A 24,923-nucleotide genomic window follows, 5' to 3' on the forward strand; every position below is an offset into this window, starting at 1 on the left:
GGGGGACCGCCGGCGCCGTACGGCCGAAGTACGGGGAAGTACGGGGGACATGGGCGGGGAACTGGTGCTGGCGTCCAAGTGGGACGCCGCTTTCGACGTGATGCGCTTTCTGTACGTGGGGTTCTTCAGCGACCTGCCGGCATGGGTGCGGTACACCGTTCTCGCGCTCTTCGGGTCGACCGTGGTCTACGGCGTCGTCTCCTGGCTGCGGAACCGTTCCGCCCCCGCCGCGGAGGACGAGTCGACCGTCCAGGAGGACGAGACCCGCGTCCGATAGCTGGACCGGCGACCAGGTGGTCGCCCCGGACGTGGGAGGATCGGGGGTGGCGGGCCAGGGCCGCGCACCCGGCCGCGTCGTCGCAGTGCCCAGGCGCGAGCATGAGGAGCATCGTTGAGCAGGTTGCGTTGGCTGACCGCTGGGGAATCCCACGGACCCGCGCTGGTCGCGACGCTGGAGGGTCTTCCCGCCGGTGTCCCGGTCACCACTGAGCTGGTGGCGGACCACCTCGCGCGGCGGCGTCTCGGCTATGGGCGCGGCGCCCGGATGAAGTTCGAGCAGGACGAGATCACCTTCCTCGGCGGCGTCCGGCACGGACTCTCCCTCGGCTCCCCGATCGCCGTCATGGTCGGCAACACCGAGTGGCCCAAGTGGGAGAAGGTGATGTCGGCCGACCCGGTCGACCCCTCCGAGCTCAAGGAGACGGGCCGCAACGCCCCCCTGACCCGCCCCCGGCCCGGTCACGCCGACCTCGCGGGCATGCAGAAGTACGGCTTCGACGAGGCCCGGCCGATCCTGGAGCGCGCCAGCGCCCGGGAGACCGCCGCCCGGGTCGCCCTCGGCGCCGTCGCCCGCTCCTTCCTCAAGGAGGCCGCGGGCATCGAGATCGTCTCCCACGTCGTCGAGCTGGCCGCCGCCAAGGCGCCCTACGGCGTCTACCCGACCCCCGCCGACGTCGAGAAGCTCGACGCCGACCCGGTCCGCTGCCTCGACGCCGACGCGTCGAAGGCGATGGTCGCCGAGATCGACCAGGCCCACAAGGACGGCGACACCCTCGGCGGGGTCGTCGAGGTCCTCGCCTACGGCGTGCCCGTCGGCCTCGGCTCGCACGTCCACTGGGACCGGCGTCTCGACGCCCGGCTCGCCGCCGCCCTCATGGGCATCCAGGCCATCAAGGGCGTCGAGGTCGGCGACGGCTTCGACCTCGCCCGCGTGCCCGGCTCCCAGGCCCACGACGAGATCGTGAAGACCGAGGACGGCCTCCGGCGCACCTCCGGCCGCTCCGGCGGCACCGAGGGCGGTCTGACCACCGGCGAGCTGCTGCGCGTCCGCGCCGCGATGAAGCCCATCGCGACCGTCCCGCGCGCCCTCGCCACCGTCGACGTCGCCACCGGCGAGGCCACCCAGGCCCACCACCAGCGCTCCGACGTGTGCGCCGTCCCCGCCGCCGGCATCGTCGCCGAGGCCATGGTCGCGCTCGTCCTCGCGGACGCCGTCGTCGAGAAGTTCGGCGGCGACAGCGTCCCTGAGACCCGCCGGAACGTGCGGTCGTACCTCGAGAACCTGCGCATCCGGTGACCGCCGGCCCCCTGGTCGTCCTCGTCGGGCCCATGGGCTCCGGCAAGTCCACGGTGGGCGCGCTCCTGGCCGAACGGCTGGGCGCGCCCTACCGGGACACCGACGCCGACATCGTCGCCGCCGAGGGACGCGAGATCTCCGACATCTTCGTCGAGGACGGCGAGGACCACTTCCGCGCCCTGGAACGGGACGCGGTCGCCGCCGCGCTCACCGAGCACGAGGGCGTCCTCGCCCTCGGCGGCGGCGCGGTCCTGGACGCCGGGACCCGCGCCCTGCTCGCCGGGCTCCCCGTCGCGTACCTCTCGATGGACGTCGACGAGGCGGTCCGGCGCGTCGGTCTCAACACCGCCCGGCCGCTGCTCGCCGTCAACCCGCGCCGTCAGTGGCGCGAGCTGATGGAGGCACGCCGCCATCTGTACACCGAAGTCGCGCGGGCCGTCGTCACCACCGACGACCGCACCCCCGAAGAGGTCGCGGACGCGGTCCTCGCGGCACTGGATCTGAAGAAGGACGCATGACGACGGACCAGGCAGTGACCCGTATCCAGGTAGCGGGCAGCGCGGGCACGGATCCGTACGAGGTGCTGGTCGGCCGGCAGCTGCTCGGTGAGCTCCCGGGGCTGATCGGCACCCAGGCCAAGCGGGTCGCCGTGATCCACCCGGAGGCGCTCGCCGACACGGGTGAGGCGCTCCGCGCCGACCTCGCCGACCAGGGCTACGAGGCGGTCGCCATCCAGGTGCCGAACGCCGAGGAGGCGAAGACCGCCGAGGTCGCCGCCTACTGCTGGAAGGCGCTCGGCCAGACCGGCTTCACCCGCAGTGACATCGTCGTGGGCGTCGGCGGCGGCGCCACCACCGACCTGGCCGGCTTCGTCGCCGCGACCTGGCTGCGGGGCGTGCGCTGGATCGCCGTACCCACCACCGTCCTGGCCATGGTCGACGCCGCGGTCGGCGGCAAGACGGGCATCAACACCGCCGAGGGCAAGAACCTCGTCGGCGCCTTCCACCCGCCCGCCGGCGTCCTCTGCGACCTGGCGGCCCTCGACTCGTTGCCGGTGCACGACTACGTCAGCGGGCTCGCGGAGATCATCAAGGCCGGCTTCATCGTCGACCCGGTCATCCTCGACCTCATCGAGGAGGACCCGCAGGCCGCCCGCACCCCGGCCGGGCCGCACACCGCCGAGCTGCTCGTCCGCTCGATCAAGGTGAAGGCGGAGGTCGTCTCCGGCGACCTCAAGGAGTCCGGCCGTCGCGAGATCCTCAACTACGGCCACACCCTCGCCCACGCCATCGAGAAGAACGAGCGGTACAAGTGGCGCCACGGTGCCGCCGTCTCCGTCGGCATGGTCTTCGCCGCCGAGCTCGGCCGGCTCGCCGGGCGGCTCGACGACGCCACCGCCGACCGCCACCGCGCGATCCTGGAGTCCGTCGGCCTGCCGCTCACCTACCGCGGTGACCAGTGGCCCAAGCTCCTGGAGACCATGCGCGTGGACAAGAAGTCCCGTGGCGACCTGCTGCGCTTCATCGTCCTCGACGGGATCGGCAAGCCCACCGTCCTGGAGGGTCCCGACCCGGCGGTCCTGATCGCGGCGTACGGAGAGGTGTCCGCGTGAGCGAGCCCCGTCCGGTCCTGGTGCTGAACGGCCCGAACCTGGGCCGGCTCGGCTCGCGCGAGCCCGACATCTACGGCGCCACGTCGTACAAGGGGCTCGTGGAGTCCTGCCGCTCCCTCGGCGCGGAACTGGGTTTCGACGTCGAGGTGCGGGAGACGAACGACGAGGGCGAGATGATCCGCTGGCTGCACGAGGCCGCGGACGCCTCGACCCCGGTGGTCATCAACCCCGGGGCGTTCACGCACTACTCGTACGGGATGAGGGACGCCGCCGCCCAGCGGACCGCCCCGCTGATCGAGGTCCACATCTCGAACCCGTACGCCCGGGAGGAATTCCGGCACACCTCGGTCGTCGCGGCCGTGGCGACCGGTACGGTCGCCGGGTTCGGGATCGGTTCCTACCGGCTGGCCCTGCGGGCGCTCGCCGAGGAACTGGCCGACTGACAGGGCACCAGGGGGCGTCCCCGGCCGTTCCCCTCGTGGGGGCCGGGGGCGGTAACGTTCCGGCGCACCGGATACATCAGGCGTACGAGACGGAGTGGCACCGGATGCAGCACGCAGTGGGGGGTCCGCTGCCACCGCCCGAGCGATCGGGCCAGGCACCGGGCCGTGGCCCGGGTCCCGAACTCGGCCGGGGGCCGGCCCAGGGCGCCGGCCACGGCCCCGCCGGGCAGGGCCCTGGGTTCGGCCAGGGGCTTCGTCAGGGCTCCGGTACCGGCCAGGGCCCCGGCCCCGGGCTCGGCCAGGGACTTGGTCAGGGCTCCGGGACCGGCCAGGGCGTCGGCTCCGGGCCCGGTCATGGCCCCGGTCCCGGCCTCGGTCTCGTACATGGGCACGGCCCCGGCCAGGGCGTCGGCCCCGGGTCCGGCCAGAGTCCGGGTCAAGGTCCCAACCCCGGTCAGGGCCTCGGCTCCGGCTCCGTCCATGACCTCGGCTCCGGAACCAGTCAGGGGCACGGCCATGGCCCCGGCTCCAGCCATGGCCCCGGCCAAGGGCACGGCCCCGGCCAAGGGCACGGCCCCGGCCGAGGTCCCGCCTCCGGATCAGGTGGTGGGTCCGTCGGCGCGCCGTCGGCTGCCGTGCCGCCGCCTCCGCCCGGCGTCCCGCCGGCTCCGCACGCGGGCGCCCGGCTCGGTGTGCATCCGGCCGCCCAGAGCGGCGGGCCCAGGCCCCCGCACCCGGCGCAGTCGCCCCACGCCGGGCCCCCGCCGCACCCGACGGCTCCCGCCGGGCCCGGCTGGAGCGCCCCCGGGGCTGTCCCCGCGCCCACCGACGGGTCGCGGTACCCGGGCGGCTCGCCGCACCCCGGCGGTGGCCCGCACCGCGCGGACCCCACCGGCCATGTGCCCCTGCCGCCCGTGAGCGCGCCGCTCGCGTCCCCCGGGGAGCACGGCGCCGGTACGGGCGCGGCCACCCTCGCCGTCCTGCTCATCGGGCCCGCCGGCGCCGGCAAGACGACCGTCGCCCGGCACTGGGCCCAACGGCGCCGCGTACCCACCGCGCACATCAGCCTCGACGACGTGCGCGAGTGGGTCTGCTCCGGCTTCGCCGACCCGCAGTCCGGCTGGAACGAGCACTCCGAGGCGCAGTACCGGCTCGCCCGCCGCACCTGCGGCTTCGCCGCGCGCAACTTCCTCGCCAACGGCATCTCCTGCATCGTCGACGACGCCGTCTTCCCCGACCGGCCCGTGGTCGGCCTCGGCGGCTGGAAGCGGCACGTCGGCCCCGGCCTGCTCCCCGTCGTGCTCCTGCCCGGCCTGGAGGTCGTCCTGGAGCGCAACGCCGAGCGCAGCGGCAACCGGCGCCTCTCGGACGAGGAGGTCGCCGCCATCCACGGCCGGATGGCCGGCTGGTACGGCTCGGGCCTGCCGATCATCGACAACTCCACGTACGACGTCGAGACCACCGCCCGCGTCCTCGACGACGTCCTGGCCCGCGCGATCGCCAGCCCGCCCACCTGGTGAGGCCCGGCCCCGGGCAGGCGTCCTGCCCGGTCGGCCGTGCTGAACAGGCCGCCTCGGCCCGCTCCTCGTACGCTCGGAGCATGTCAGAGGTGTATGCGGACCGCCGTGTACGGCTGCGCGATCGGTGCGCGGCCGCGGGCAGCCCGGCGGCCCTGGTCTCCCGCCCCGCCAACGTCCGCTACCTGGCGGGCGGTTCGCCCGCCGGCGCCGTCCTCCTCGTCGGACCGGAGCCCGAAGCGGACGTCCTGCTCTGCCCCGTCGCCCCCGGCAACGAGCCGGCCGACGGACGCCTCGACGAGGCGCTCCGCCGGCAGGTCCTGCCCACCGGCGGCGGCGATCCGGCCGTCGCCGCCGTCGACCACGCCCGCCGGGCCGGCGCCGACGCGCTCGCGGTCGAGGAACACGACCTGACCATGGCCCGCTACCGCGCCATGGACTCCGTCACGCCCGGACTGCGCCTCGCCGACCTCTCCTGCGCCGTCGAGCAGCTGAGGATCGTCAAGGACGAGGACGAGATCGCCTGCCTCCGGATCGCCGCCGAGATCGCCGACCAGGCGCTCGGAGAGCTTCTGGAGTCGATCCTGGTCGGCCGGACCGAACGCCATCTCGCCCTGGAGCTGGAGCGGCGGCTCGTCGACCACGGAGCGGACGGCGCCGCCTTCCCCACCTCGGTGGCGACCGGCCCGCACTCGGGACGGCGGGGGCACCGGCCCACCGACCGCCGGGTCGAGGAGGGGGATTTCCTCTCCGTCTGCCTCGGCGCGGACTATCGCGGCTATCGGTGCGAGATCGGCCGCACCTTCGTCATCGGCACGACGCCGGCCGACTGGCAGATCGAGCTGTACGAGCTCGTCTTCGCCGCTCAGCGGGCCGGACGGGAATCGCTCGTGCCGGGCGCCGGATACCGGGACGTGGACCGGGCGGCCCGTCAGATCCTGGACGCGGCGGGGCACGCGGAGGCCGCCGTGCCCCTCATCGGGCACGGGGTGGGGCTCGAAATCGACGAGGACCCGCAGCTCTCACCCTCGGCCATGGGTAAACTGGACGCTTGTGTGCCGGTCACCGTCGAACCGGGGGTCCACCTCCCGGGCCGGGGCGGGGTCCGGATCGATGACACGCTCGTCGTACGCCAGGAGGCGGACGGCGGACCCGAGCTACTCACCATCACGACCAAGGAGCTGCTCGCGCTGTAAGGCGCGTACGCCTCCACGGTCCCACGTCAGTCCAGGAGATTCCGCAACCGTGGCTTCCACGAACGACCTCAAGAACGGCATGGTGCTCAAGCTCGAAGGCGGCCAGCTCTGGTCCGTCGTCGAGTTCCAGCACGTCAAGCCCGGCAAGGGCCCGGCCTTCGTGCGCACCAAGCTCAAGAACGTGCTGTCCGGCAAGGTCGTCGACAAGACCTTCAACGCCGGCGTGAAGGTCGAGACGGCCACCATCGACCGCCGCGACATGCAGTTCTCCTACATGGACGGCGACTACTTCGTCTTCATGGACATGGAGACCTACGACCAGCTGATGGTCGAGCGCAAGGCCGTCGGCGACGCCGCCAACTTCCTGATCGAGGGCTTCACCGCCTCCGTCGCCCAGCACGAGGGCTCGGTGCTCTACGTCGAGCTCCCCGCCGCCGTGGTGCTGACGATCGAGCACACCGACCCGGGCGTCCAGGGCGACCGCTCCACCGGCGGCACCAAGCCCGCCAAGCTGGAGACCGGCCACGAGATCCAGGTCCCGCTCTTCATCACCACCGGTGAGAAGGTCAAGGTCGACACGCGCACCAGCGACTACCTCGGCCGGGTGAACGACTAACCGTGGCCGCTCGGAGCAAGGCCCGCAAGCGCGCCTTCCAGATCCTCTTCGAGGCCGACCAGCGTGGCGCCTCCGTCCAGGAGGTCCTCGCGGACCAGGTCCGGCACGCGCGGTCGGACGACCGTCAGCCGCCGGTGAACGACTTCACCATGCAGCTGGTCGAGGGGTACGCGGCCCACGTGGCGCGGATCGACGAGCTCATCGCGACCTACGCGGTGGACTGGGACCTCGACCGGATGCCCGTCGCCGACCGGAACATCGTGCGCCTCGGCGCGTACGAGCTGATCTGGGAGGACGAGACGCCGGACGCGGTCGCGATCGACGAGGCGGTGCAGCTCGCCAAGGAGTTCTCCACGGACGAGTCCCCGACCTTCGTCAACGGTCTGCTGGCGCGCTTCAAGGACTTGAAGCCGCGTCTGCGCCGGGACGCGGACGTCTGAACCGCCTGAGCCATATAGCCGTCACCGGCGGCCGAAGGGGCCCGCAGCATCCGTGCTGCGGGCCCCTTCGGCGTCCTCGGGCCGCCGTTGGGCGGGGCACGGAAAAGCGTCGGGCCCATGGACGTCGGATGACGTCCATGGGCCCGGCGGTACGTTTCTGCTGGTCCCCCGTAAGGGGTCAGTTCTCCTCGTGGGCGACCGCGCGGCGCGCGTCGGCGTCGAGGACGCCCCAGCTGATCAGCTGCTCGGTGAGGACCGAGGGGGACTGGTCGTAGATGACGGCGAGGGTGCGCAGGTCGTCCTGACGGATCGACAGCACCTTGCCGTTGTAGTCCCCGCGCTGCGACTGGATCGTCGCGGCGTAGCGCTGGAGCGGGCCCGCCTTCTCCTGCGGGACGTGTGCCAGGCGCTCCAGGTCCAGGACCAGCTTCGGCGGCGGCTCGGCGGCCCCGCCCGGGGTCGTGCCCGGCAGGAGCTCCTGCACCGGAACCCCGTAGAAGTCGGCCAGCTCGGCAAGACGCTGCACGGTCACCGCGCGGTCGCCGCGCTCGTACGAGCCGACCACGACGGCCTTCCAGCGGCCCTGGGACTTCTCCTCCACCCCGTGGAGGGAGAGACCCTGCTGGGTGCGGATGGCACGGAGTTTGGCCCCGAGCTGCTTTGCGTATTCGCTGGACATAACGCTCCCGGACGCTGTGACGACATGCGGCTGCGCCGCGCGGCTGGTAACTCACTGTGAGGTTACGCAGCGTTACACCTACCCGTCAAGCCGAAAGGTCCGTACCGCCCCCTCCCGGGGGACGGCGCCCGGAGCGGCGACCGGGGTGCCCGCCGGGCGCGGGCGGGTCCCTGGTATCGTTGACCGCGCAAATCCGACGTCCTTTAAGAGCCGTCCCGTGAGGCGGAGAAGGAGGTCCGTTTCTTCATGGACACCCAGCAGCAGTACGGCGATGACGCCCGGCCCGTTCTCGAGGCCCCCGACATCGCGCGGGTCCTGACCCGCATCGCACACGAGATCGTCGAGCGCGCCAAGGGCGCCGACGACGTGGTCCTCCTCGGCATCCCCACCCGCGGTGTCTTCCTCGCCCGCCGGCTCGCCGAGAAGCTCGAATCGATCACCGGCGCGAAGGTCCCGGTCGGCTCCCTCGACATCACCATGTACCGGGACGACCTGCGGATGAAGCCGGCGCGCGCCATCGGCCGCACCGAGATCCCCGGCGACGGCATCGACGGCCGCCTGGTCGTCCTCGTCGACGACGTGCTCTTCTCCGGCCGCACCATCCGCGCCGCCCTCGACGCCCTCGGCGACATCGGCCGCCCGCGCGCCGTCCAGCTCGCCGTCCTCGTCGACCGCGGCCACCGCGAGCTTCCGATCCGCGCCGACTACGTCGGCAAGAACCTCCCCACGTCGTTGCGGGAGACGGTCAAGGTCCAGCTCGCCGAGGAGGACGGTCGCGACACCGTCCTGCTCGGTGCCAGGCCCACCTCCTGACCGGACCGGCTTCCCCCGCGGGGCCGGGGCACACCCCTGCGCTCCCGCACGCCCTCACACCTCCCCACCACGGAGAGACACCCCGATGATGCGTCACCTCATCTCGGCCGCCGACCTCACCCGCGACGACGCCGTCCTGATCCTCGACACCGCCGAGGAGATGGCCCGGGTGGCCGACCGGCCCATCAAGAAGCTGCCGACCCTGCGCGGCCGCACCATCTGCAACCTCTTCTTCGAGGACTCCACCCGGACCCGGATCTCCTTCGAGGCCGCCGAGAAGCGCCTCTCCGCCGACGTGATCAACTTCGCGGCCAAGGGCTCCAGCGTCTCCAAGGGCGAGTCCCTCAAGGACACCGCGCAGACCCTGGAGGCCATGGGCGTCGACGCGGTCGTCATCCGGCACAGCGCCTCCGGCGCCCCGTACCGCCTCGCCACCTCCGGCTGGATCGACGCCCCCGTCGTCAACGCCGGCGACGGCACCCACCAGCACCCCACCCAGGCCCTCCTGGACGCCTTCACCATGCGCCGCCGCCTCGTCGGCCGGGACGCCGGGCTCGGCCAGGACCTGGCGGGCAAGCGGATCACGCTCGTCGGCGACGTCCTGCACAGCCGGGTCGCCCGCTCCAACGTCGACCTGCTGCACACCCTCGGCGCCGAGGTCACCCTGGTCGCCCCGCCCACCCTGGTCCCCGTCGGCGTCGAGACCTGGCCCTGCGAGGTCTCGTACGACCTCGACCGCGTGCTGCCGAAGTCCGACGCGGTCATGATGCTGCGTGTGCAGCGAGAGCGGATGAACGCCGCCTTCTTCCCGACCGAGCGCGAGTACTCGCGGCGGTACGGGCTCGACGGCGACCGGATGGCGAGGATGCCCGACCACGCCATCGTCATGCACCCCGGCCCCATGGTCCGCGGCATGGAGATCACCGCCGAGGTCGCCGACTCCGACCGCTGCACGGTCGTCGAGCAGGTCGCCAACGGCGTCTCCATCCGGATGGCGGTCCTCTACCTGCTTCTGGGCGGCAACGACTCCACCACCCCCACCCCCCGCACCGAGGAGAACAAGTAACCATGAGCAAGATCCTTATCCGCGGTGCGCAGGTGCTGGGTGGCGAGGTCCAGGACGTCCTGATCGACGGCGAGATCATCGCCGAGACGGGTACCGACCTCTCCGACGAGGGCGCCCTCGTGATCGAGGCCCAGGGGCGGATCCTGCTGCCCGGCCTGGTCGACCTCCACACCCACCTCCGCGAGCCCGGCCGCGAGGACTCCGAGACCGTCCTCACCGGCACCCGCGCCGCCGCCTCCGGCGGCTACACCGCCGTCTTCGCCATGGCCAACACCCACCCGGTCGCCGACACCGCCGGAGTCGTCGAGCAGGTCTACCGCCTCGGCAAGGAGTCCGGCTACTGCGACGTGCAGCCCATCGGCGCCGTCACCGTCGGCCTGGAGGGCAAGAAGCTCGCCGAGCTCGGCGCCATGCACGACTCCGCCGCCGGCGTCACCGTCTTCTCCGACGACGGCAAGTGCGTCGACGACGCCGTGATCATGCGCCGCGCCCTGGAGTACGTGAAGGCCTTCGACGGCGTCGTCGCCCAGCACGCCCAGGAGCCCCGCCTCACCGAGGGCGCCCAGATGAACGAGGGCATCGTCTCCGCCGAGCTCGGCCTCGGCGGCTGGCCCGCCGTCGCCGAGGAGTCGATCATCGCCCGCGACGTCCTCCTCGCCGAGCACGTCGGCTCCCGCGTCCACATCTGCCACCTCTCCACCGCCGGTTCCGTCGAGATCGTCCGCTGGGCCAAGTCCCGCGGCATCGACGTCACCGCCGAGGTCACCCCGCACCACCTCCTCCTCACGGACGAGCTGGTCCGCACGTACGACCCCGTCTACAAGGTCAACCCGCCGCTGCGCACCGAGAAGGACGTCCTCGCCCTGCGCGAGGCGCTGGCCGACGGCACGATCGACATCGTCGCCACCGACCACGCCCCCCACCCGCACGAGGACAAGGACTGCGAGTGGGCCGCGGCCGCCATGGGCATGGTCGGCCTGGAGACCGCGCTCTCCGTCGTCCAGCAGACGATGGTCGAGACCGGACTCCTCGACTGGGCCGGCGTCGCCGACCGCATGTCCTTCGCTCCGGCCCGCATCGGACGGGCCAAGGGCCACGGACGACCCGTCTCGGCAGGTGAGCCCGCGAACCTGACGCTGGTCGATCCGGCTTACCGTGGAGTCGTGGACCCCGCGGACTTCGCCTCCCGCAGCCGCAACACCCCCTACGAGGGCCGTGAGCTGCCGGGTCGCGTCACCCACACCATCCTGCGGGGCCGGGCAACGGTCGTGGACGGGAAGCTGGCGTGACACCACTCATCGCAATCGCCGCAGAGGCTGCCGATCAGAAGTCGGCGGAGGTGACCGACTGGGCCGGGCGGCTCGGCTGGGTCGCCGGACTGCTGCTCTTCATCGCCTTCGTGTACTGGCTGATGCGCCAGGGCTGGAAGTGGCGCGGCAGCCTCCAGTCGGACCTCCCCGAGCTTCCCACCGAGCCCCCGGCGGCCGGTCCGGCGAGACTGACGCTCAGCGGGCGCTACCACGGGTCCACGACCGCCGGGCAGTGGCTCGACCGGATCGTCGCCCACGGCCTCGGCACCCGCAGCCGCGTCGAGCTCACGCTCACCGACGCCGGGCTCGCGGTCGTACGCCCCGGGGCGAACGACTTCTTCGTCCCGGCCGAGGCCCTGCGTGAGGCCCGCCTCGACAAGGGCATCGCCGGCAAGGTCCTCGCCGAGGGCGGCCTGCTGATCGTCACCTGGGCGCACGGCGGCACGCTGCTCGACTCCGGCTTCCGGTCCGACCGGGCGGCCGAGCACACCGCCTGGGTCGAGGCCATCAACTCCATGAACCCCGTAACCACGACGGAAGGCATCGCACGATGACGACCTCCACCAGGGGGACCGCCAAGGTCCCCGCCGTACTCGTCCTGGAGGACGGCCGCACCTTCAGCGGCCGCGCCTACGGGGCCGTGGGGGAGACCTTCGGCGAGGCCGTGTTCTCCACCGGCATGTCCGGCTACCAGGAGACCCTCACCGACCCGTCGTACCACCGCCAGGTCGTGGTCATGACGGCCCCGCACGTCGGCAACACCGGCGTCAACGACGAGGACCCCGAGTCCGGCCGCATCTGGGTCTCCGGCTACGTGGTCCGCGACCCCGCCCGCGTCTCCTCCAACTGGCGGGCCACCCGCACCCTCGACGAGGAGCTGGAGCGCCAGGGCGTCGTCGGCATCTCCGGCATCGACACCCGCGCCCTCACCCGCCACCTCCGCGAGCGCGGCGCCATGCGCGTCGGCATCTTCTCCGGCGACGCCTGGACGGGAGTCCGCGAGGAGGCCCTGCTCGCCAAGGTCAAGGCGCAGCCCCAGATGAAGGGCGCGAACCTCGCCGCCGAGGTCGCCACCAAGGAGACGTACGTCGTCCCCGCGGTCGGCGAGAAGAAGTTCACCGTCGCGGCCGTCGACCTCGGCATCAAGGGCATGACCCCGCACCGGATGGCCGAGCGCGGCATCGAGGTCCACGTCCTGCCCGCCACCGCCACCGCCGAGGACATCTACGCGGTGAACCCGGACGGCGTCTTCTTCTCCAACGGCCCGGGCGACCCGGCAACCGCCGACGGCCCCGTCTCCGTCATGCGGTCCGTCCTGGAGCGCAGGACCCCGCTCTTCGGCATCTGCTTCGGCAACCAGATCCTCGGCCGCGCCCTCGGCTTCGGCACCTACAAGCTGAAGTACGGCCACCGGGGCATCAACCAGCCCGTCCAGGACCGCACCACCGGCAAGGTCGAGGTCACCGCGCACAACCACGGCTTCGCCGTCGACGCGCCCCTCGACAAGGTCTCCGACACGCCCTACGGGCGCGCCGAGGTCTCCCACGTCTGCCTGAACGACAACGTCGTGGAGGGCCTGCAGCTGCTCGACCAGCCGGCCTTCTCCGTCCAGTACCACCCCGAGGCGGCCGCGGGCCCGCACGACGCCGCGTACCTCTTCGACCGTTTCGTATCCCTGATGGAGGCCGAGCGTGCCTAAGCGCACCGATATCCAGTCCGTCCTGGTCATCGGCTCCGGCCCGATCGTCATCGGCCAGGCCGCCGAGTTCGACTACTCCGGCACCCAGGCCTGCCGCATCCTCAAGGCCGAGGGCCTGCGGGTGATCCTGGTCAACTCCAACCCGGCCACGATCATGACCGACCCGGAGATCGCCGACGCCACCTACGTCGAGCCGATCACCCCCGAGTTCGTCGAGAAGATCATCGCCAAGGAGCGCCCCGACGCCCTCCTGCCCACCCTCGGCGGCCAGACCGCGCTCAACACCGCGATCTCCATGCACGAGCAGGGCGTCCTCGAGAAGTACGGCGTCGAGCTCATCGGCGCCAACGTCGAGGCCATCAACAAGGGCGAGGACCGCGACCTCTTCAAGGGCGTCGTCGAGGCCGTCAAGGCCAAGATCGGTTACGGCGAGTCCGCCCGCTCGGTCATCTGCCACTCCATGGACGACGTCCTCAAGGGCGTCGACACCCTCGGCGGCTACCCCGTCGTCGTCCGCCCCTCCTTCACCATGGGCGGCGCCGGTTCCGGCTTCGCCCACGACGAGGACGAGCTGCGCCGCATCGCCGGCCAGGGCCTGACGCTCTCCCCGACCACCGAGGTGCTCCTGGAGGAGTCCATCCTCGGCTGGAAGGAGTACGAGCTGGAGCTGATGCGCGACAAGAACGACAACGTCGTGGTCGTCTGCTCCATCGAGAACTTCGACCCCATGGGCGTCCACACCGGCGACTCCATCACCGTCGCCCCGTCGATGACCCTCACCGACCGCGAGTACCAGCGGCTCCGTGACATCGGCATCGCGATCATCCGCGAGGTCGGCGTCGACACCGGCGGCTGCAACATCCAGTTCGCGGTCAACCCGGACGACGGCCGGATCATCGTCATCGAGATGAACCCGCGCGTCTCCCGCTCCTCGGCGCTCGCCTCCAAGGCGACCGGCTTCCCGATCGCCAAGATCGCGGCCCGCCTCGCCGTCGGCTACACGCTGGACGAGATCCCCAACGACATCACGGAGAAGACCCCGGCGTCCTTCGAGCCCACGCTCGACTACGTCGTCGTCAAGGCCCCCCGCTTCGCCTTCGAGAAGTTCCCCTCCGCCGACTCCACGCTGACCACGACCATGAAGTCGGTCGGCGAGGCCATGGCGATCGGCCGCAACTTCACCGAGGCGCTCCAGAAGGCCCTGCGCTCCCTGGAGAAGAAGGGCTCGCAGTTCACCTTCGTGGGCGAGCCCGGCGACAAGGCGCTCCTCCTGGAGGAGGCCGTCCGCCCGACCGACGGCCGCATCAACACCGTCATGCAGGCCATCCGGGCCGGCGCCACCCCGCAGGAGGTCTTCGACGCCACGAAGATCGACCCGTGGTTCGTCGACCAGCTCTTCCTGATCAAGGAGATCGCGGACGAGCTGGCCGCCGCCGAGAAGCTCCACCCGGAGATCCTCGCCGAGGCCAAGCGACACGGCTTCTCCGACGCCCAGATCGCCGACATCCGCGGCCTGCGCGAGGACGTCGTCCGCGAGGTCCGGCACGCCCTCGGCGTCCGCCCGGTCTACAAGACGGTCGACACCTGCGCCGCCGAGTTCGCCGCCAAGACCCCGTACTTCTACTCGTCCTACGACGAGGAGAGCGAGGTCGCCCCGCGCGAGAAGCCCGCCGTGATCATCCTGGGCTCCGGCCCGAACCGCATCGGCCAGGGCATCGAGTTCGACTACTCCTGCGTCCACGCCTCCTTCGCCCTGAGCGACGCCGGCTACGAGACCGTGATGGTCAACTGCAACCCGGAGACCGTCTCGACGGACTACGACACCTCCGACCGCCTGTACTTCGAGCCGCTGACGCTCGAGGACGTGCTCGAGATCGTCCACGCCGAGACCCTCGCCGGCCCCGTCGCCGGTGTCGTCGTCCAGCTCGGCGGGCAGACCCCGCTGGGCCTGTCCCAGGCGCTCAAGGACAACGGCGTGCCCGTCGTCGGCACCTCCCCGGAGGCCATCCACGCCGCCGAGGACCGCGGCGCCTTCGGCCAGGTCCTCGCCGAGGCCGGCCTCCCCGCCCCCAAGCACGGCACCGCGACCACCTTCGCCGGCGCCAAGGCCATCGCCGACGAGATCGGCTACCCCGTCCTCGTACGCCCCTCGTACGTGCTCGGTGGCCGCGGCATGGAGATCGTCTACGACGAGGCCCGCCTGGAGTCGTACATCGCCGAGTCCACCGAGATCAGCCCCACCCGGCCGGTCCTGGTCGACCGCTTCCTCGACGACGCCATCGAGATCGACGTCGACGCCCTCTACGACGGCGAGGAGCTCTACCTCGGCGGCGTCATGGAGCACATCGAGGAAGCCGGCATCCACTCCGGCGACTCGGCCTGCGCCCTGCCCCCGATCACCCTCGGCGGCTTCGACATCAAGCGCCTGCGCGCCTCCACCGAGGCCATCGCCAAGGGCGTCGGCGTGCGCGGCCTGATCAACATCCAGTTCGCGATGGCCGGCGACATCCTCTACGTCCTGGAGGCGAACCCCCGCGCCTCCCGGACCGTCCCCTTCACCTCGAAGGCGACCGCCGTCCCGCTCGCGAAGGCCGCCGCCCGCATCTCGCTCGGCGCCACCATCGCCGAGCTGCGCGCCGAGGGTCTGCTGCCGAAGACCGGCGACGGCGGCACCCTGCCGCTCGACGCGCCGATCTCCGTCAAGGAGGCCGTGATGCCGTGGTCGCGCTTCCGCGACGTGCACGGCCGCGGTGTCGACACCGTCCTCGGCCCGGAGATGCGCTCGACCGGCGAGGTCATGGGCATCGACGCGGTCTTCGGCACGGCGTACGCCAAGTCGCAGGCCGGCGCCTACGGCCCGCTGCCCACCAAGGGCCGCGCGTTCATCTCGGTCGCCAACCGCGACAAGCGCTCGATGATCTTCCCGGCCCGCGAGCTCGTCGCCCACGGCTTCGAGCTGCTCGCCACCTCCGGCACCGCCGAGGTCCTCAAGCGCAACGGCATCAACGCCACGATCGTGCGCAAGCTGAGCGAGGGCGAGGGCCCCGACGGCGAGAAGACGATCGTCCAGCTCATCCACGACGGCCAGGTCGACCTGATCGTCAACACCCCGTACGGCACCGGCGGCCGCCTCGACGGCTACGAGATCCGTACGGCCGCGGTCGCCCGCAGCGTCCCCTGCCTCACCACGGTCCAGGCGCTCGCCGCGGCCGTCCAGGGCATCGACGCGCTCAACCGCGGCGACGTCGGCGTCCGCTCGCTCCAGGAGCACGCGGAGCACCTGACCGCGGCCCGCGACTAGCAGCCCGTACGACGAGGGGGACACCGGCAGGACCTGCGGTGTCCCCCTCGCCATGAGCAGACCTGGACCGGAAACACATGTACAAGTTCTTCTTCGACCTCGTCTTCAAGCGCATGGACCCCGAGAAGGCCCACTACCTCGCCTTCCGCTGGATCCGCCTCGCCGCCCGCACCCCCGTGCTCCGGACCTTCGTCGCCGCCGTCCTGGCGCCCCGGTACAAGGAGCTGCGCACCGAGGCCCTCGGCCTCCGCATGCACGGCCCCTTCGGGCTCGCCGCCGGCTTCGACAAGAACGCCGTCGCCATCGACGGCATGTCGATGCTCGGCTTCGACCACGTCGAGATCGGCACCGTCACCGGCGAGGCCCAGCCCGGCAACCCCAAGAAGCGCCTCTTCCGGCTCGTCCCGGACCGCGCCCTGATCAACCGCATGGGCTTCAACAACGAGGGCTCCGCCGCCGTCGCCGAACGCCTCCACGCGCGCGTACCGGTCTTCAGGACCGTCGTGGGCGTCAACATCGGGAAGACCAAGGTCGTCCCCGAGGCCGAGGCGGCCGCCGACTACGTGAAGTCGACCGAGCGTCTCGCCGCGCACGCCGACTACCTCGTCGTGAACGTCTCCTCCCCGAACACCCCGGGTCTGCGCAACCTCCAGGCCACCGAGTCCCTGCGCCCGCTCCTCACGGCGGTGCGGGAGGCGGCCGACCGCACGGTCACCGACCGGCGCGTCCCCCTGCTCGTCAAGATCGCCCCCGATCTGGCCGACGAGGACGTCGACGCCGTCGCCGACCTCGCCCTGGAGCTCGGCCTGGACGGCATCATCGCCACCAACACCACCATCGCCCGCGAGGGCCTGGGCCTCACGTCCGACCCGGAGCTGGTCAAGGAGACCGGCGGCCTCTCCGGCGCACCCGTCAAGGAGCGCTCCCTCGCGGTGCTCAGGCGCCTCCACGCGCGCGTGGGCGACCGTCTGGTCCTCGTGGGCGTCGGCGGCATCGAGAACGCCGAGGACGCCTGGCAGCGCATCCTGGCCGGTGCGACCCTGATCCAGGGCTACAGCGCCTTCATCTACGAGGGACCGTTCTACGCCCGCGCGATCCACAAGGGCCTCGCCGCGCGGCTCGCCGCCTCCCCGTACGCCACCCTCGCCGAGGCCGTCGGCGCGGACAACCGAAAGGCCGCCCAGTGACCCTCTCCTTCGGTACCCGTCTGCGCTCCGCCATGGACGAGCGCGGCCCGCTCTGCGTCGGCATCGACCCGCACGCCGCCCTGCTGGACTCCTGGGGCCTGAGCGACGACATCGCCGGTCTCGAACGGTTCACGTTCACCGTGGTCGAGGCCCTGGCGGACACCGTGGCCGTCTTCAAGCCGCAGTCCGCCTTCTTCGAGCGCTTCGGCTCGCGGGGCATCGCCGTCCTGGAGCGCGCCGTCGCCGATCTGCGCGCGGCGGGCGGCCTGGTCGTCATGGACGCCAAGCGCGGCGACATCGGCTCCACCATGGCCGCGTACGCGGAGACCTTCCTGCGCAAGGACTCCCCGCTCTTCTCCGACGCGCTCACGGTCTCCCCGTACCTCGGCTACGGCTCCCTGAAGCCGGCCGTCGACCTGGCCCGTGAGTCCGGCGCCGGTCTCTTCGTCCTGGCCCTCACCTCCAACCCGGAGGGGGCCGAGGTCCAGCGCGCGGTCCGCGAGGACGGCCGGACCATCGGCGCGACCATGCTGGCCCACCTGGCGGCGGAGAACGCGGGGGAGACCCCCATGGGCTCCTTCGGCGCGGTCGTCGGCGCCACCCTCGGGGACCTGTCCACGTTCGACCTGGACATCAACGGCCCCCTCCTCGCCCCCGGCATCGGCGCCCAGGGCGCGTCCCCGGCCGACCTCCCCGCCGTCTTCGGCGCGGCGGTGGGCAACGTCGTCCCGAACGTCAGCCGAGGGGTCCTGCGGCACGGCCCGGACGCGACCGCCCTGCGGAACTCCGCTCTCCGGTACGCGGACGAGATCCGCGTCGCCGTCGGCGCGTAAGACCTCCGCGGTCAATCCGCAGGTGGGAGCCTGAGCGCCCCCGTTTCGGAGCTGTTTCGGCCCGGTGAGACGAACCGTCTCACCGGGCCGTCTCACTCCTTGACGAAAACTTGGCGCAAAACCGGGTCGTTTTGCCCCAAAAGTCCCGGTCGGTCGATGCTGACCAGGACTTTTCCGCTGTTCTCGCTGACTGGAGCGGCCTCGGCCGCTAGTCTCCGGGGCAGAGCAGGCGTTCAACGCCCCGCGTTGTTCGTTGCTCCACTGGTGTGGGGCGTCCAGGTTCCTCACCGGTCCGTATCCGACAGATCGACATCCGAGGTGACGTAGGCGTGGCTCTTCCGCCCCTTACCCCTGAACAGCGCGCAGCCGCGCTCGAGAAGGCCGCCGCGGCTCGCCGGGAGCGGGCCGAGGTCAAGAATCGACTCAAGCACTCCGGCGCCTCCCTCCAGGAGGTCATCAAGACCGGCCAGGAGAACGACGTCATCGGCAAGATGAAGGTCTCCGCACTGCTCGAGTCGCTCCCCGGCGTGGGCAAGGTCCGCGCCAAGCAGATCATGGAGCGCCTCGGCATCTCCGAGAGCCGCCGGGTGCGCGGTCTCGGCTCCAACCAGATCGCCTCCCTGGAGCGCGAGTTCGGCAGCACCAGCGCCTGATCCGGTGCCCCGTCCGGCTTCCGATCCGGGACATGCGTCCCGGGCACCCCGGTGATGCTGGAATAATCGCTGCATGGCAGCAGAGGCACGTCCGCGGCTGACCGTGCTCTCCGGCCCCTCAGGGGTCGGCAAGAGCACGGTCGTCGCTCATATGCGCAAGGTCCACCCCGAGGTCTGGCTCTCGGTGTCGGCGACGACCCGGAAGCCCCGCCCCGGCGAGAAGCACGGCGTCCACTACTTCTTCGTGACGGACGACGAGTTCGACAAGCTGATCGCCAACGGTGAGCTCCTCGAGTGGGCCGAATTCGCGGGCAACCGCTACGGCACCCCCCGCGGCGCCGTGCACGAGCGCCTCGACGCCGGCGAGCCCGTGCTCCTGGAGATCGACCTCCAGGGCGCCCGTCAGGTCAAGGACTCCATGACCGAGTCGCAGCTCGTCTTCCTGGCCCCGCCGAGCTGGGAGGAGCTGGTCCGCCGTCTCACCGGCCGCGGCACCGAGTCGGCCGAGGTCATCGAGCGCCGGCTGGACGCCGCGAAGGTCGAACTGGCCGCCGAGTCGGAGTTCGACACCACCCTTGTCAACACCTCCGTCGAGGACGTAGCACGTGAGCTGCTAACGTTGATGCTGTTGACTTCTGGGGAATGATCCCCGGTTTCCATCTTCGGAAGGTAGAGCGTGTCCTCTTCCATCACCGCGCCCGAGGGCATCATCAACCCGCCGATCGACGAGCTGCTCGAGGCCACGGACTCGAAGTACAGCCTCGTGATCTACGCGGCCAAGCGCGCGCGTCAGATCAACGCGTACTACTCCCAGCTCGGCGAGGGCCTGCTGGAGTACGTGGGTCCGCTGGTCGACACCCACGTCCACGAGAAGCCGCTCTCGATCGCCCTGCGGGAGATCAACGCGGGTCTGCTGACGTCCGAGGCCATCGAGGGCCCGGCCCAGTAAGCACGTAGCACCTGTAACGCTTGTCACCACAGGCCCGGCGGAACATCCGCCGGGCCTGTGGTGTCTCATGGAGTCGTACGCATCCGAGTGCGGGGAGCAACAGTGAGCGTGGTGGCCAAGCCGAAGGTCGTCCTGGGCGTGAGCGGCGGCATCGCCGCCTACAAGGCGTGCGAGCTGCTGCGCCGCCTCACCGAGTCCGGCCACGACGTCCGGGTCGTCCCCACCGACTCCGCCCTGCACTTCGTCGGCGAGGCCACCTGGTCCGCGCTCTCCGGCAACCCCGTGTCGACCGAGGTGTGGGAGACCGTCCACGAGGTGCCGCACGTACGGATCGGGCAGGGCGCCGACCTCGTCGTCGTCGCCCCGGCGACCGCCGACATGCTCGCCAAGGCCGCCCACGGCCTCGCGGACGACCTGCTCACCAACACGCTGCTCACCGCGCGCTGTCCCGTCGTCTTCGCCCCCGCCATGCACACCGAGATGTGGGAGCACCCGGCGACCCAGGAGAACGTGGCGACCCTGCGCCGCCGCGGCGCGGTCGTCATCGAACCGGCCGTCGGCCGCCTCACCGGCGTCGACACCGGCAAGGGCCGGCTGCCCGACCCGGCGGAGATCTTCGAGGTCTGCCGCAGGGTCCTGGCACGAGGCGCGGACGCGCGCCCCGACCTCGCCGGACGCCATGTCGTGGTCAGCGCGGGCGGCACCCGCGAGCCCCTCGACCCCGTCCGCTACCTCGGCAACCGCTCCTCCGGGAAGCAGGGCTACGCCCTCGCGAGGGCGGCCGCCGCCCGGGGCGCCCGGGTCACCCTCGTCGAGGCCAACACCGGCATCCCCGACCCGGCCGGTGTCGACGTCGTCCACGTCGGCACCGCGCTGCAGCTCCGCGAGGCCGTGCTCAAGGCCGTCGCCGACGCCGACGCGGTGGTCATGGCGGCCGCCGTGGCCGACTTCCGTCCGGCCGTCTACGCCTCCGGCAAGATCAAGAAGAAGGACGACGGCGGCGCCCCCACCGTCGAGCTGGTCCGCAACCCCGACATCCTCGCCGAGCTCGCGGCCGACCGCGCCGTGCCGGGGCAGGTGGTCGTCGGTTTCGCCGCCGAGACCGACGACGTCCTCGCCAACGGCCGGGAGAAGCTCCGCCGCAAGGGCTGCGACCTCCTCGTCGTGAACGAGGTGGGGGAGCGCAAGACCTTCGGCTCCGAGGAGAACGAGGCCGTCGTGCTCGCGTCGGACGGCGCCGAGACCCCCGTACCGTACGGTCCGAAGGAAGCGCTCGCCGAGACGGTCTGGGACCTGGTCGCACCGCGACTGCGCGCCACGACCTGACGGGGGACGAGGCCCGACCCGCCGTCTTCCGCGAGGACCGGCGAACCCGACGACGCGCCTGTGATGTGCGCCGCACCCGGGGGCCGGACCCGTCGTGAACGGGCCAGATTCACCCGGCCAGGGCATTCGCCAGGCGAGACACCTGGTCCATCGCCCGACCATGACCGATAGACTGTCCACGGAACGTCTTGGGGCGCAGCCCCCTGCCGGTCCGTCAACGAAGAGCCAGCAGCCGCTGCAACCCCAGGGAGCGTTGTGTCCCGTCGTCTGTTCACCTCGGAGTCCGTCACCGAGGGACACCCCGACAAGATCGCTGACCAGATCAGCGACACCATTCTCGACGCGCTGCTGCGCGAGGACCCCACCTCGCGCGTCGCCGTCGAGACGCTGATCACCACCGGCCTGGTGCACGTGGCCGGTGAGGTGACCACCAAGGCGTGGGCGGACATCCCGACCCTCGTCCGGAACAAGATCCTCGAGATCGGTTACGACTCCTCGAAGAAGGGCTTCGACGGCGCCTCCTGCGGCGTGTCGGTGTCCATCGGGTCGCAGTCCCCGGACATCGCCCAGGGCGTGGACACCGCTTACGAGAAGCGGGTCGAGGGCGACGAGGACGAGCTGGACAAGCAGGGCGCCGGCGACCAGGGCCTGATGTTCGGCTACGCCTCGGACGAGACCCCCGAGCTGATGCCGCTGCCGATCCACATCGCGCACCGGCTCTCCCGCCGGCTGACCGAGGTCCGCAAGAACGGGACCATCCCGTACCTGCGTCCCGACGGCAAGACCCAGGTCACCATCGAGTACGACGGCGACAAGGCCGTCCGTCTCGACACGGTCGTCGTCTCCTCGCAGCACGCCTCGGACATCGACCTGGAGTCGCTGCTCGCGCCCGACATCCGCGAGTTCGTCGTCGAGCACGTGCTCGGCCAGCTCGTCGAGGACGGCATCAAGCTCGACACCGAGGGCTACCGCCTCCTGGTGAACCCGACCGGCCGCTTCGAGATCGGCGGCCCGATGGGCGACGCCGGCCTCACCGGTCGCAAGATCATCATCGACACCTACGGCGGCATGGCCCGTCACGGTGGCGGCGCCTTCTCCGGCAAGGACCCGTCCAAGGTCGACCGCTCGGCCGCCTACGCCATGCGCTGGGTCGCCAAGAACGTCGTCGCCGCCGGCCTCGCCGCGCGCTGCGAGGTCCAGGTCGCCTACGCGATCGGCAAGGCCGAGCCCGTCGGACTCTTCGTCGAGACCTTCGGCACCAACACCGTCGAGAACGAGAAGATCGAGAACGCCATCGCCGCGGTCTTCGACCTGCGCCCGGCCGCGATCATCCGCGACCTCGACCTGCTCCGCCCGATCTACTCCCAGACCGCCGCCTACGGCCACTTCGGCCGCGAGCTGCCGGACTTCACCTGGGAGCGCACGGACCGCGTGGACGCCCTGAAGCAGGCCGCCGGCCTGTAGGCCCCCCCGGCTGTACGTGAGCGAAGCCCGGTACCCCCGAGGGGTGCCGGGCTTCGCTCTGCCCGGCTGTCGGTGGCGTCTGGTAGGTATGGGGCTGTGAGCAGCGAGAACGAGAGGTCCGAGGAGCCCGCCGAGCCCGAGCAGCTCGCGCTCATCCGGGAGACCGTGCGGAAGGCGAAGGTGCCGCGGGCCAAGCCCCGGACCTGGCGGGGAGCCGCGCTGGCCAAGGAGCTCCCCGTGGCGCGGGTCGTCGTGAACAAGGGGTCGCTCCACCTCGACCAGTTCTTCGACTACGCGGTCCCCGAGGAGCTGGACGAGACGGCGCGGCCCGGGGTCCGGGTGCGGGTGCGGTTCGGCGCGGGGGCGCACCAGGTCAAGAACGGCCGGCGCGAGGGCGGGCGGCTCATCGACGGCTTCCTCGTCGAGCGGCGCGCCACCTCGGACTACTCCGGGCCGCTGGCCGCGCTCGCCGACGTCGTCTCGCCGGAGCCGGTCCTCGGCCCCGAGCTGCTGGGGCTCGCCCGTGCCGTCGCCGACCGGTACGCGGGGAGTCTGGCGGACGTGCTCCAGCTCGCCGTGCCCCCGCGCAGCGCCCGCGCCGAGGGCAGGCCGTCACCGGAGCCGCTGCCCCCGCCGGCGGCGCCGGAGCCGGGGAGCTGGTCGCGGTACGAGCGGGGGCCCGCCTTCCTGGAGTCCCTCGCGCGCGGCGGAGCGCCCCGGGCCGTGTGGAACGCGCTGCCGGGACCGCACTGGGCCGAGGAGATCGGTCGCGCCGTGGCCGCCACCCTGGCCTCCGGCCGCGGCGCGCTCGTCGTCGTCCCGGACGGACGGGCGGCGGCGCGGGTCGACGCGGCGCTCACCACCGTCCTGGGGGAGGGGCGGCACGCGCTGCTCACCGCCGAGGCGGGACCCGAGAAGCGGTACGCGCAGTGGCTCGCGGTCCGGCGCGGCGGGGTGCGGGCCGTCGTCGGGACCAGGGCCGCGATGTTCGCCCCCGTCCGGGACCTCGGTCTCGTCGTGATCTGGGACGACGGCGACGGCAGCCACAGCGAGCTCCACGCCCCGCAGCCCCATGCCCGCGACGTGCTGCTGCTCCGCGCCGCCCACGACCGGTGCGCCTTCCTCCTCGGCAGCACCAGCTGCACCGTGGAGGCCGCCCAGCTCGTCGAGTCCGGCTGGGCGAAGGCGCTGAGCGCCGGACGGGACCAGGTCCGCAGGGCCGCGCCGCTGATCCGGACCGTCGGCGACGGCGAACTCGCCCGCGACGAGGCCGCGCGCGCCGCCCGGCTGCCCTCGCTGGCCTGGCAGGCCGTACGGGAGGGGCTGAAGACCGGCCCGGTGCTCGTGCAGGTGCCCCGGCGCGGCTACGTCCCGAGGCTGGCCTGCGAGCGGTGCCGGACGCCCGCGCGCTGCCGCCACTGCGCCGGGCCCCTGGAGGCCCCCGAGCAGCAGGAGCTGCGCTGCGGCTGGTGCGGGCGCGGCGCCCCCGACTGGCACTGCGTGGCGTGCGGCTCGACCAGGCTGCGGGCCCAGGTGGTCGGCGCGCGCCGGACGGCGGAGGAGCTCGGCCGGGCGTTCCCGGCGGTGCCGGTCCGCACCTCGGGCCGTGACCACGTCCTCGACAGCGTGCCGGGGCGCCCCGCGCTCGTCGTCTCCACCCCCGGCGCCGAGCCCGTCGCCGAGGGCGGCTACGCGGCCGCGCTGCTCCTCGACGGCTGGGCCATGCTCGGCCGGCCCGATCTGCGGGCGGGGGAGGAGGCGCTGCGCCGCTGGATCGACGCGGCCTCGCTCGTGCGGGGGCAGCCGGAGGGCGGCACCGTCGTCGTGGTCGCCGAACCGACCCTCCGGCCCGTGCAGGCGCTGGTCCGCTGGGACCCCGTCGGGCACGCCCAGCGCGAGCTGGCCGAGCGGGCCGAGCTGGGCTTCCCGCCGGTCTCCCGGATGGCCGCGGTGACGGGCCCCCCGGAGGCCGTCGAGGGCTTCCTCGCGGCGGCCGGACTGCCCCCCGACGCGGAGGTGCTGGGGCCGGTGCCGCTGCCCGTGGTCCGGCCCGGCGGGCCGCGGCGCCCCGGGGACCCGCCGCCGGGCGAGCAGTGGGACCGCGCCCTGGTCCGGGTCCCGCCGGGCAGCGGCGCGGCCCTGGCGGCGGCGCTGAAGCAGGCGCGTGCGGGACGGCTCGCCCGTGGCGGCGGGGACCCGGTGCGGATCCGCGTCGATCCGCCGGACATCGGCTGAGGGCTGAG

The 24,923-nt window shown here is 72.2% G+C and carries 24 protein-coding genes; 23 read left to right on the forward strand and 1 reads right to left on the reverse strand.

Translation table 11 applies throughout. The features are described 5' to 3' along the window. The first annotated feature begins 49 nt into the window (after nucleotides 1-49). From AMK29_RS29205 to nusB, 9 genes are all read left to right on the forward strand, one after another. Entirely contained in the window at nucleotides 50-277 is a 228-nt protein-coding gene (locus tag AMK29_RS29205; RefSeq protein WP_073818631.1) for a hypothetical protein, read from the forward strand. Nucleotides 278-391: 114 nt separating this feature from the next. Next, entirely contained in the window at nucleotides 392-1,576 is a 1,185-nt protein-coding gene (gene aroC / locus AMK29_RS29210) for a chorismate synthase (protein WP_073818636.1), read from the forward strand. After that, nucleotides 1,573-2,094 carry a shikimate kinase gene (locus AMK29_RS29215; protein WP_073818642.1) on the forward strand — a complete coding sequence of 174 codons (522 nt, stop codon included), beginning with the start codon at nucleotides 1,573-1,575 and terminating at the stop codon, nucleotides 2,092-2,094. Before aroC ends, AMK29_RS29215 begins: the two co-directional genes overlap by 4 nt. Next, nucleotides 2,091-3,188 carry a 3-dehydroquinate synthase gene (gene aroB / locus AMK29_RS29220; protein WP_073818644.1) on the forward strand — a complete coding sequence of 366 codons (1,098 nt, stop codon included), beginning with the start codon at nucleotides 2,091-2,093 and terminating at the stop codon, nucleotides 3,186-3,188. The genes AMK29_RS29215 and aroB overlap by 4 nt, the downstream gene beginning before the upstream one ends. After that, on the forward strand, nucleotides 3,185-3,631 hold the full coding sequence (gene aroQ / locus AMK29_RS29225) for a type II 3-dehydroquinate dehydratase (protein WP_073818646.1): 447 nt from the start codon (nucleotides 3,185-3,187) through the stop codon (nucleotides 3,629-3,631). Before aroB ends, aroQ begins: the two co-directional genes overlap by 4 nt. A 635-nt stretch (nucleotides 3,632-4,266) precedes the next feature. Next, the gene (locus AMK29_RS29235; RefSeq protein WP_073818650.1) at nucleotides 4,267-5,151 is read left to right on the forward strand and encodes an AAA family ATPase; all 885 of its coding nucleotides are present in this window, start codon (nucleotides 4,267-4,269) and stop codon (nucleotides 5,149-5,151) included. An 80-nt stretch (nucleotides 5,152-5,231) separates the two neighbouring features. Next, a complete protein-coding gene (locus tag AMK29_RS29240) occupies nucleotides 5,232-6,344 on the forward strand; it encodes an aminopeptidase P family protein (RefSeq protein ID WP_073818652.1) in 1,113 nt (370 codons plus the stop codon). A gap of 49 nt (nucleotides 6,345-6,393) precedes the next feature. After that, a complete protein-coding gene (efp, locus tag AMK29_RS29245) occupies nucleotides 6,394-6,960 on the forward strand; it encodes an elongation factor P (RefSeq protein ID WP_073818654.1) in 567 nt (188 codons plus the stop codon). Nucleotides 6,961-6,962: 2 nt separating this feature from the next. After that, on the forward strand, nucleotides 6,963-7,400 hold the full coding sequence (gene nusB, locus AMK29_RS29250; protein ID WP_073818656.1) for a transcription antitermination factor NusB: 438 nt from the start codon (nucleotides 6,963-6,965) through the stop codon (nucleotides 7,398-7,400). A gap of 178 nt (nucleotides 7,401-7,578) precedes the next feature. Here the strand turns inward: nusB and bldD are convergent, their stop codons facing one another. Further along, nucleotides 7,579-8,079, reverse strand: coding sequence for a transcriptional regulator BldD (gene bldD, locus AMK29_RS29255; RefSeq protein ID WP_015032294.1), 501 nt, complete (start codon nucleotides 8,077-8,079; stop codon nucleotides 7,579-7,581). 246 nt (nucleotides 8,080-8,325) lie between these two features. Here bldD and pyrR point away from each other — a divergent pair, with 246 nt between their 5' ends. The 14 genes from pyrR (at nucleotide 8,326) to AMK29_RS29325 (ending at nucleotide 24,915) form a co-directional block, all read left to right on the forward strand. Next, the gene (pyrR, locus tag AMK29_RS29260) at nucleotides 8,326-8,892 is read left to right on the forward strand and encodes a bifunctional pyr operon transcriptional regulator/uracil phosphoribosyltransferase PyrR (RefSeq protein ID WP_073818658.1); all 567 of its coding nucleotides are present in this window, start codon (nucleotides 8,326-8,328) and stop codon (nucleotides 8,890-8,892) included. 85 nt (nucleotides 8,893-8,977) lie between these two features. Continuing rightward, the gene (locus AMK29_RS29265) at nucleotides 8,978-9,958 is read left to right on the forward strand and encodes an aspartate carbamoyltransferase catalytic subunit (protein WP_073818660.1); all 981 of its coding nucleotides are present in this window, start codon (nucleotides 8,978-8,980) and stop codon (nucleotides 9,956-9,958) included. 2 nt (nucleotides 9,959-9,960) lie between these two features. After that, the gene (locus tag AMK29_RS29270) at nucleotides 9,961-11,247 is read left to right on the forward strand and encodes a dihydroorotase (protein ID WP_073818662.1); all 1,287 of its coding nucleotides are present in this window, start codon (nucleotides 9,961-9,963) and stop codon (nucleotides 11,245-11,247) included. Continuing rightward, complete coding sequence (locus tag AMK29_RS29275; protein WP_073818664.1) at nucleotides 11,244-11,822, forward strand: PH-like domain-containing protein; 579 nt, start codon at nucleotides 11,244-11,246, stop codon at nucleotides 11,820-11,822. The genes AMK29_RS29270 and AMK29_RS29275 overlap by 4 nt, the downstream gene beginning before the upstream one ends. Further along, nucleotides 11,819-12,967, forward strand: coding sequence for a glutamine-hydrolyzing carbamoyl-phosphate synthase small subunit (gene carA / locus AMK29_RS29280; protein ID WP_073818666.1), 1,149 nt, complete (start codon nucleotides 11,819-11,821; stop codon nucleotides 12,965-12,967). Before AMK29_RS29275 ends, carA begins: the two co-directional genes overlap by 4 nt. Next, a complete protein-coding gene (carB, locus tag AMK29_RS29285; RefSeq protein ID WP_073818668.1) occupies nucleotides 12,960-16,268 on the forward strand; it encodes a carbamoyl-phosphate synthase large subunit in 3,309 nt (1,102 codons plus the stop codon). Before carA ends, carB begins: the two co-directional genes overlap by 8 nt. A 77-nt stretch (nucleotides 16,269-16,345) precedes the next feature. Next, nucleotides 16,346-17,455, forward strand: coding sequence for a quinone-dependent dihydroorotate dehydrogenase (locus tag AMK29_RS29290; RefSeq protein ID WP_073818670.1), 1,110 nt, complete (start codon nucleotides 16,346-16,348; stop codon nucleotides 17,453-17,455). After that, nucleotides 17,452-18,288, forward strand: a complete 837-nt coding sequence (gene pyrF / locus AMK29_RS29295) for an orotidine-5'-phosphate decarboxylase (protein ID WP_073818672.1) — start codon at nucleotides 17,452-17,454, stop codon at nucleotides 18,286-18,288. Before AMK29_RS29290 ends, pyrF begins: the two co-directional genes overlap by 4 nt. A 329-nt stretch (nucleotides 18,289-18,617) precedes the next feature. Then, complete coding sequence (locus AMK29_RS29300) at nucleotides 18,618-18,941, forward strand: integration host factor (protein WP_037926146.1); 324 nt, start codon at nucleotides 18,618-18,620, stop codon at nucleotides 18,939-18,941. A 73-nt stretch (nucleotides 18,942-19,014) separates the two neighbouring features. Continuing rightward, nucleotides 19,015-19,587 (forward strand): guanylate kinase, encoded by a 573-nt coding sequence (gmk, locus tag AMK29_RS29305; protein ID WP_073818674.1) that lies wholly within the window; start codon nucleotides 19,015-19,017, stop codon nucleotides 19,585-19,587. A gap of 30 nt (nucleotides 19,588-19,617) precedes the next feature. Beyond that, nucleotides 19,618-19,890: a DNA-directed RNA polymerase subunit omega gene (gene rpoZ / locus AMK29_RS29310; protein WP_005319902.1), complete on the forward strand. Its 273-nt coding sequence runs from the start codon at nucleotides 19,618-19,620 to the stop codon at nucleotides 19,888-19,890. A 111-nt stretch (nucleotides 19,891-20,001) separates the two neighbouring features. Beyond that, nucleotides 20,002-21,216: a bifunctional phosphopantothenoylcysteine decarboxylase/phosphopantothenate--cysteine ligase CoaBC gene (coaBC, locus tag AMK29_RS29315; RefSeq protein WP_073818832.1), complete on the forward strand. Its 1,215-nt coding sequence runs from the start codon at nucleotides 20,002-20,004 to the stop codon at nucleotides 21,214-21,216. 255 nt (nucleotides 21,217-21,471) lie between these two features. Next, a complete protein-coding gene (gene metK, locus AMK29_RS29320; protein ID WP_073818676.1) occupies nucleotides 21,472-22,680 on the forward strand; it encodes a methionine adenosyltransferase in 1,209 nt (402 codons plus the stop codon). 96 nt (nucleotides 22,681-22,776) lie between these two features. Next, nucleotides 22,777-24,915 (forward strand): primosomal protein N', encoded by a 2,139-nt coding sequence (locus AMK29_RS29325; protein WP_073818678.1) that lies wholly within the window; start codon nucleotides 22,777-22,779, stop codon nucleotides 24,913-24,915. Nucleotides 24,916-24,923 lie beyond the last annotated feature (8 nt).

Source organism: Streptomyces sp. CB02261 (genome assembly GCF_001905665.1).
Taxonomy (GTDB): domain Bacteria; phylum Actinomycetota; class Actinomycetes; order Streptomycetales; family Streptomycetaceae; genus Streptomyces.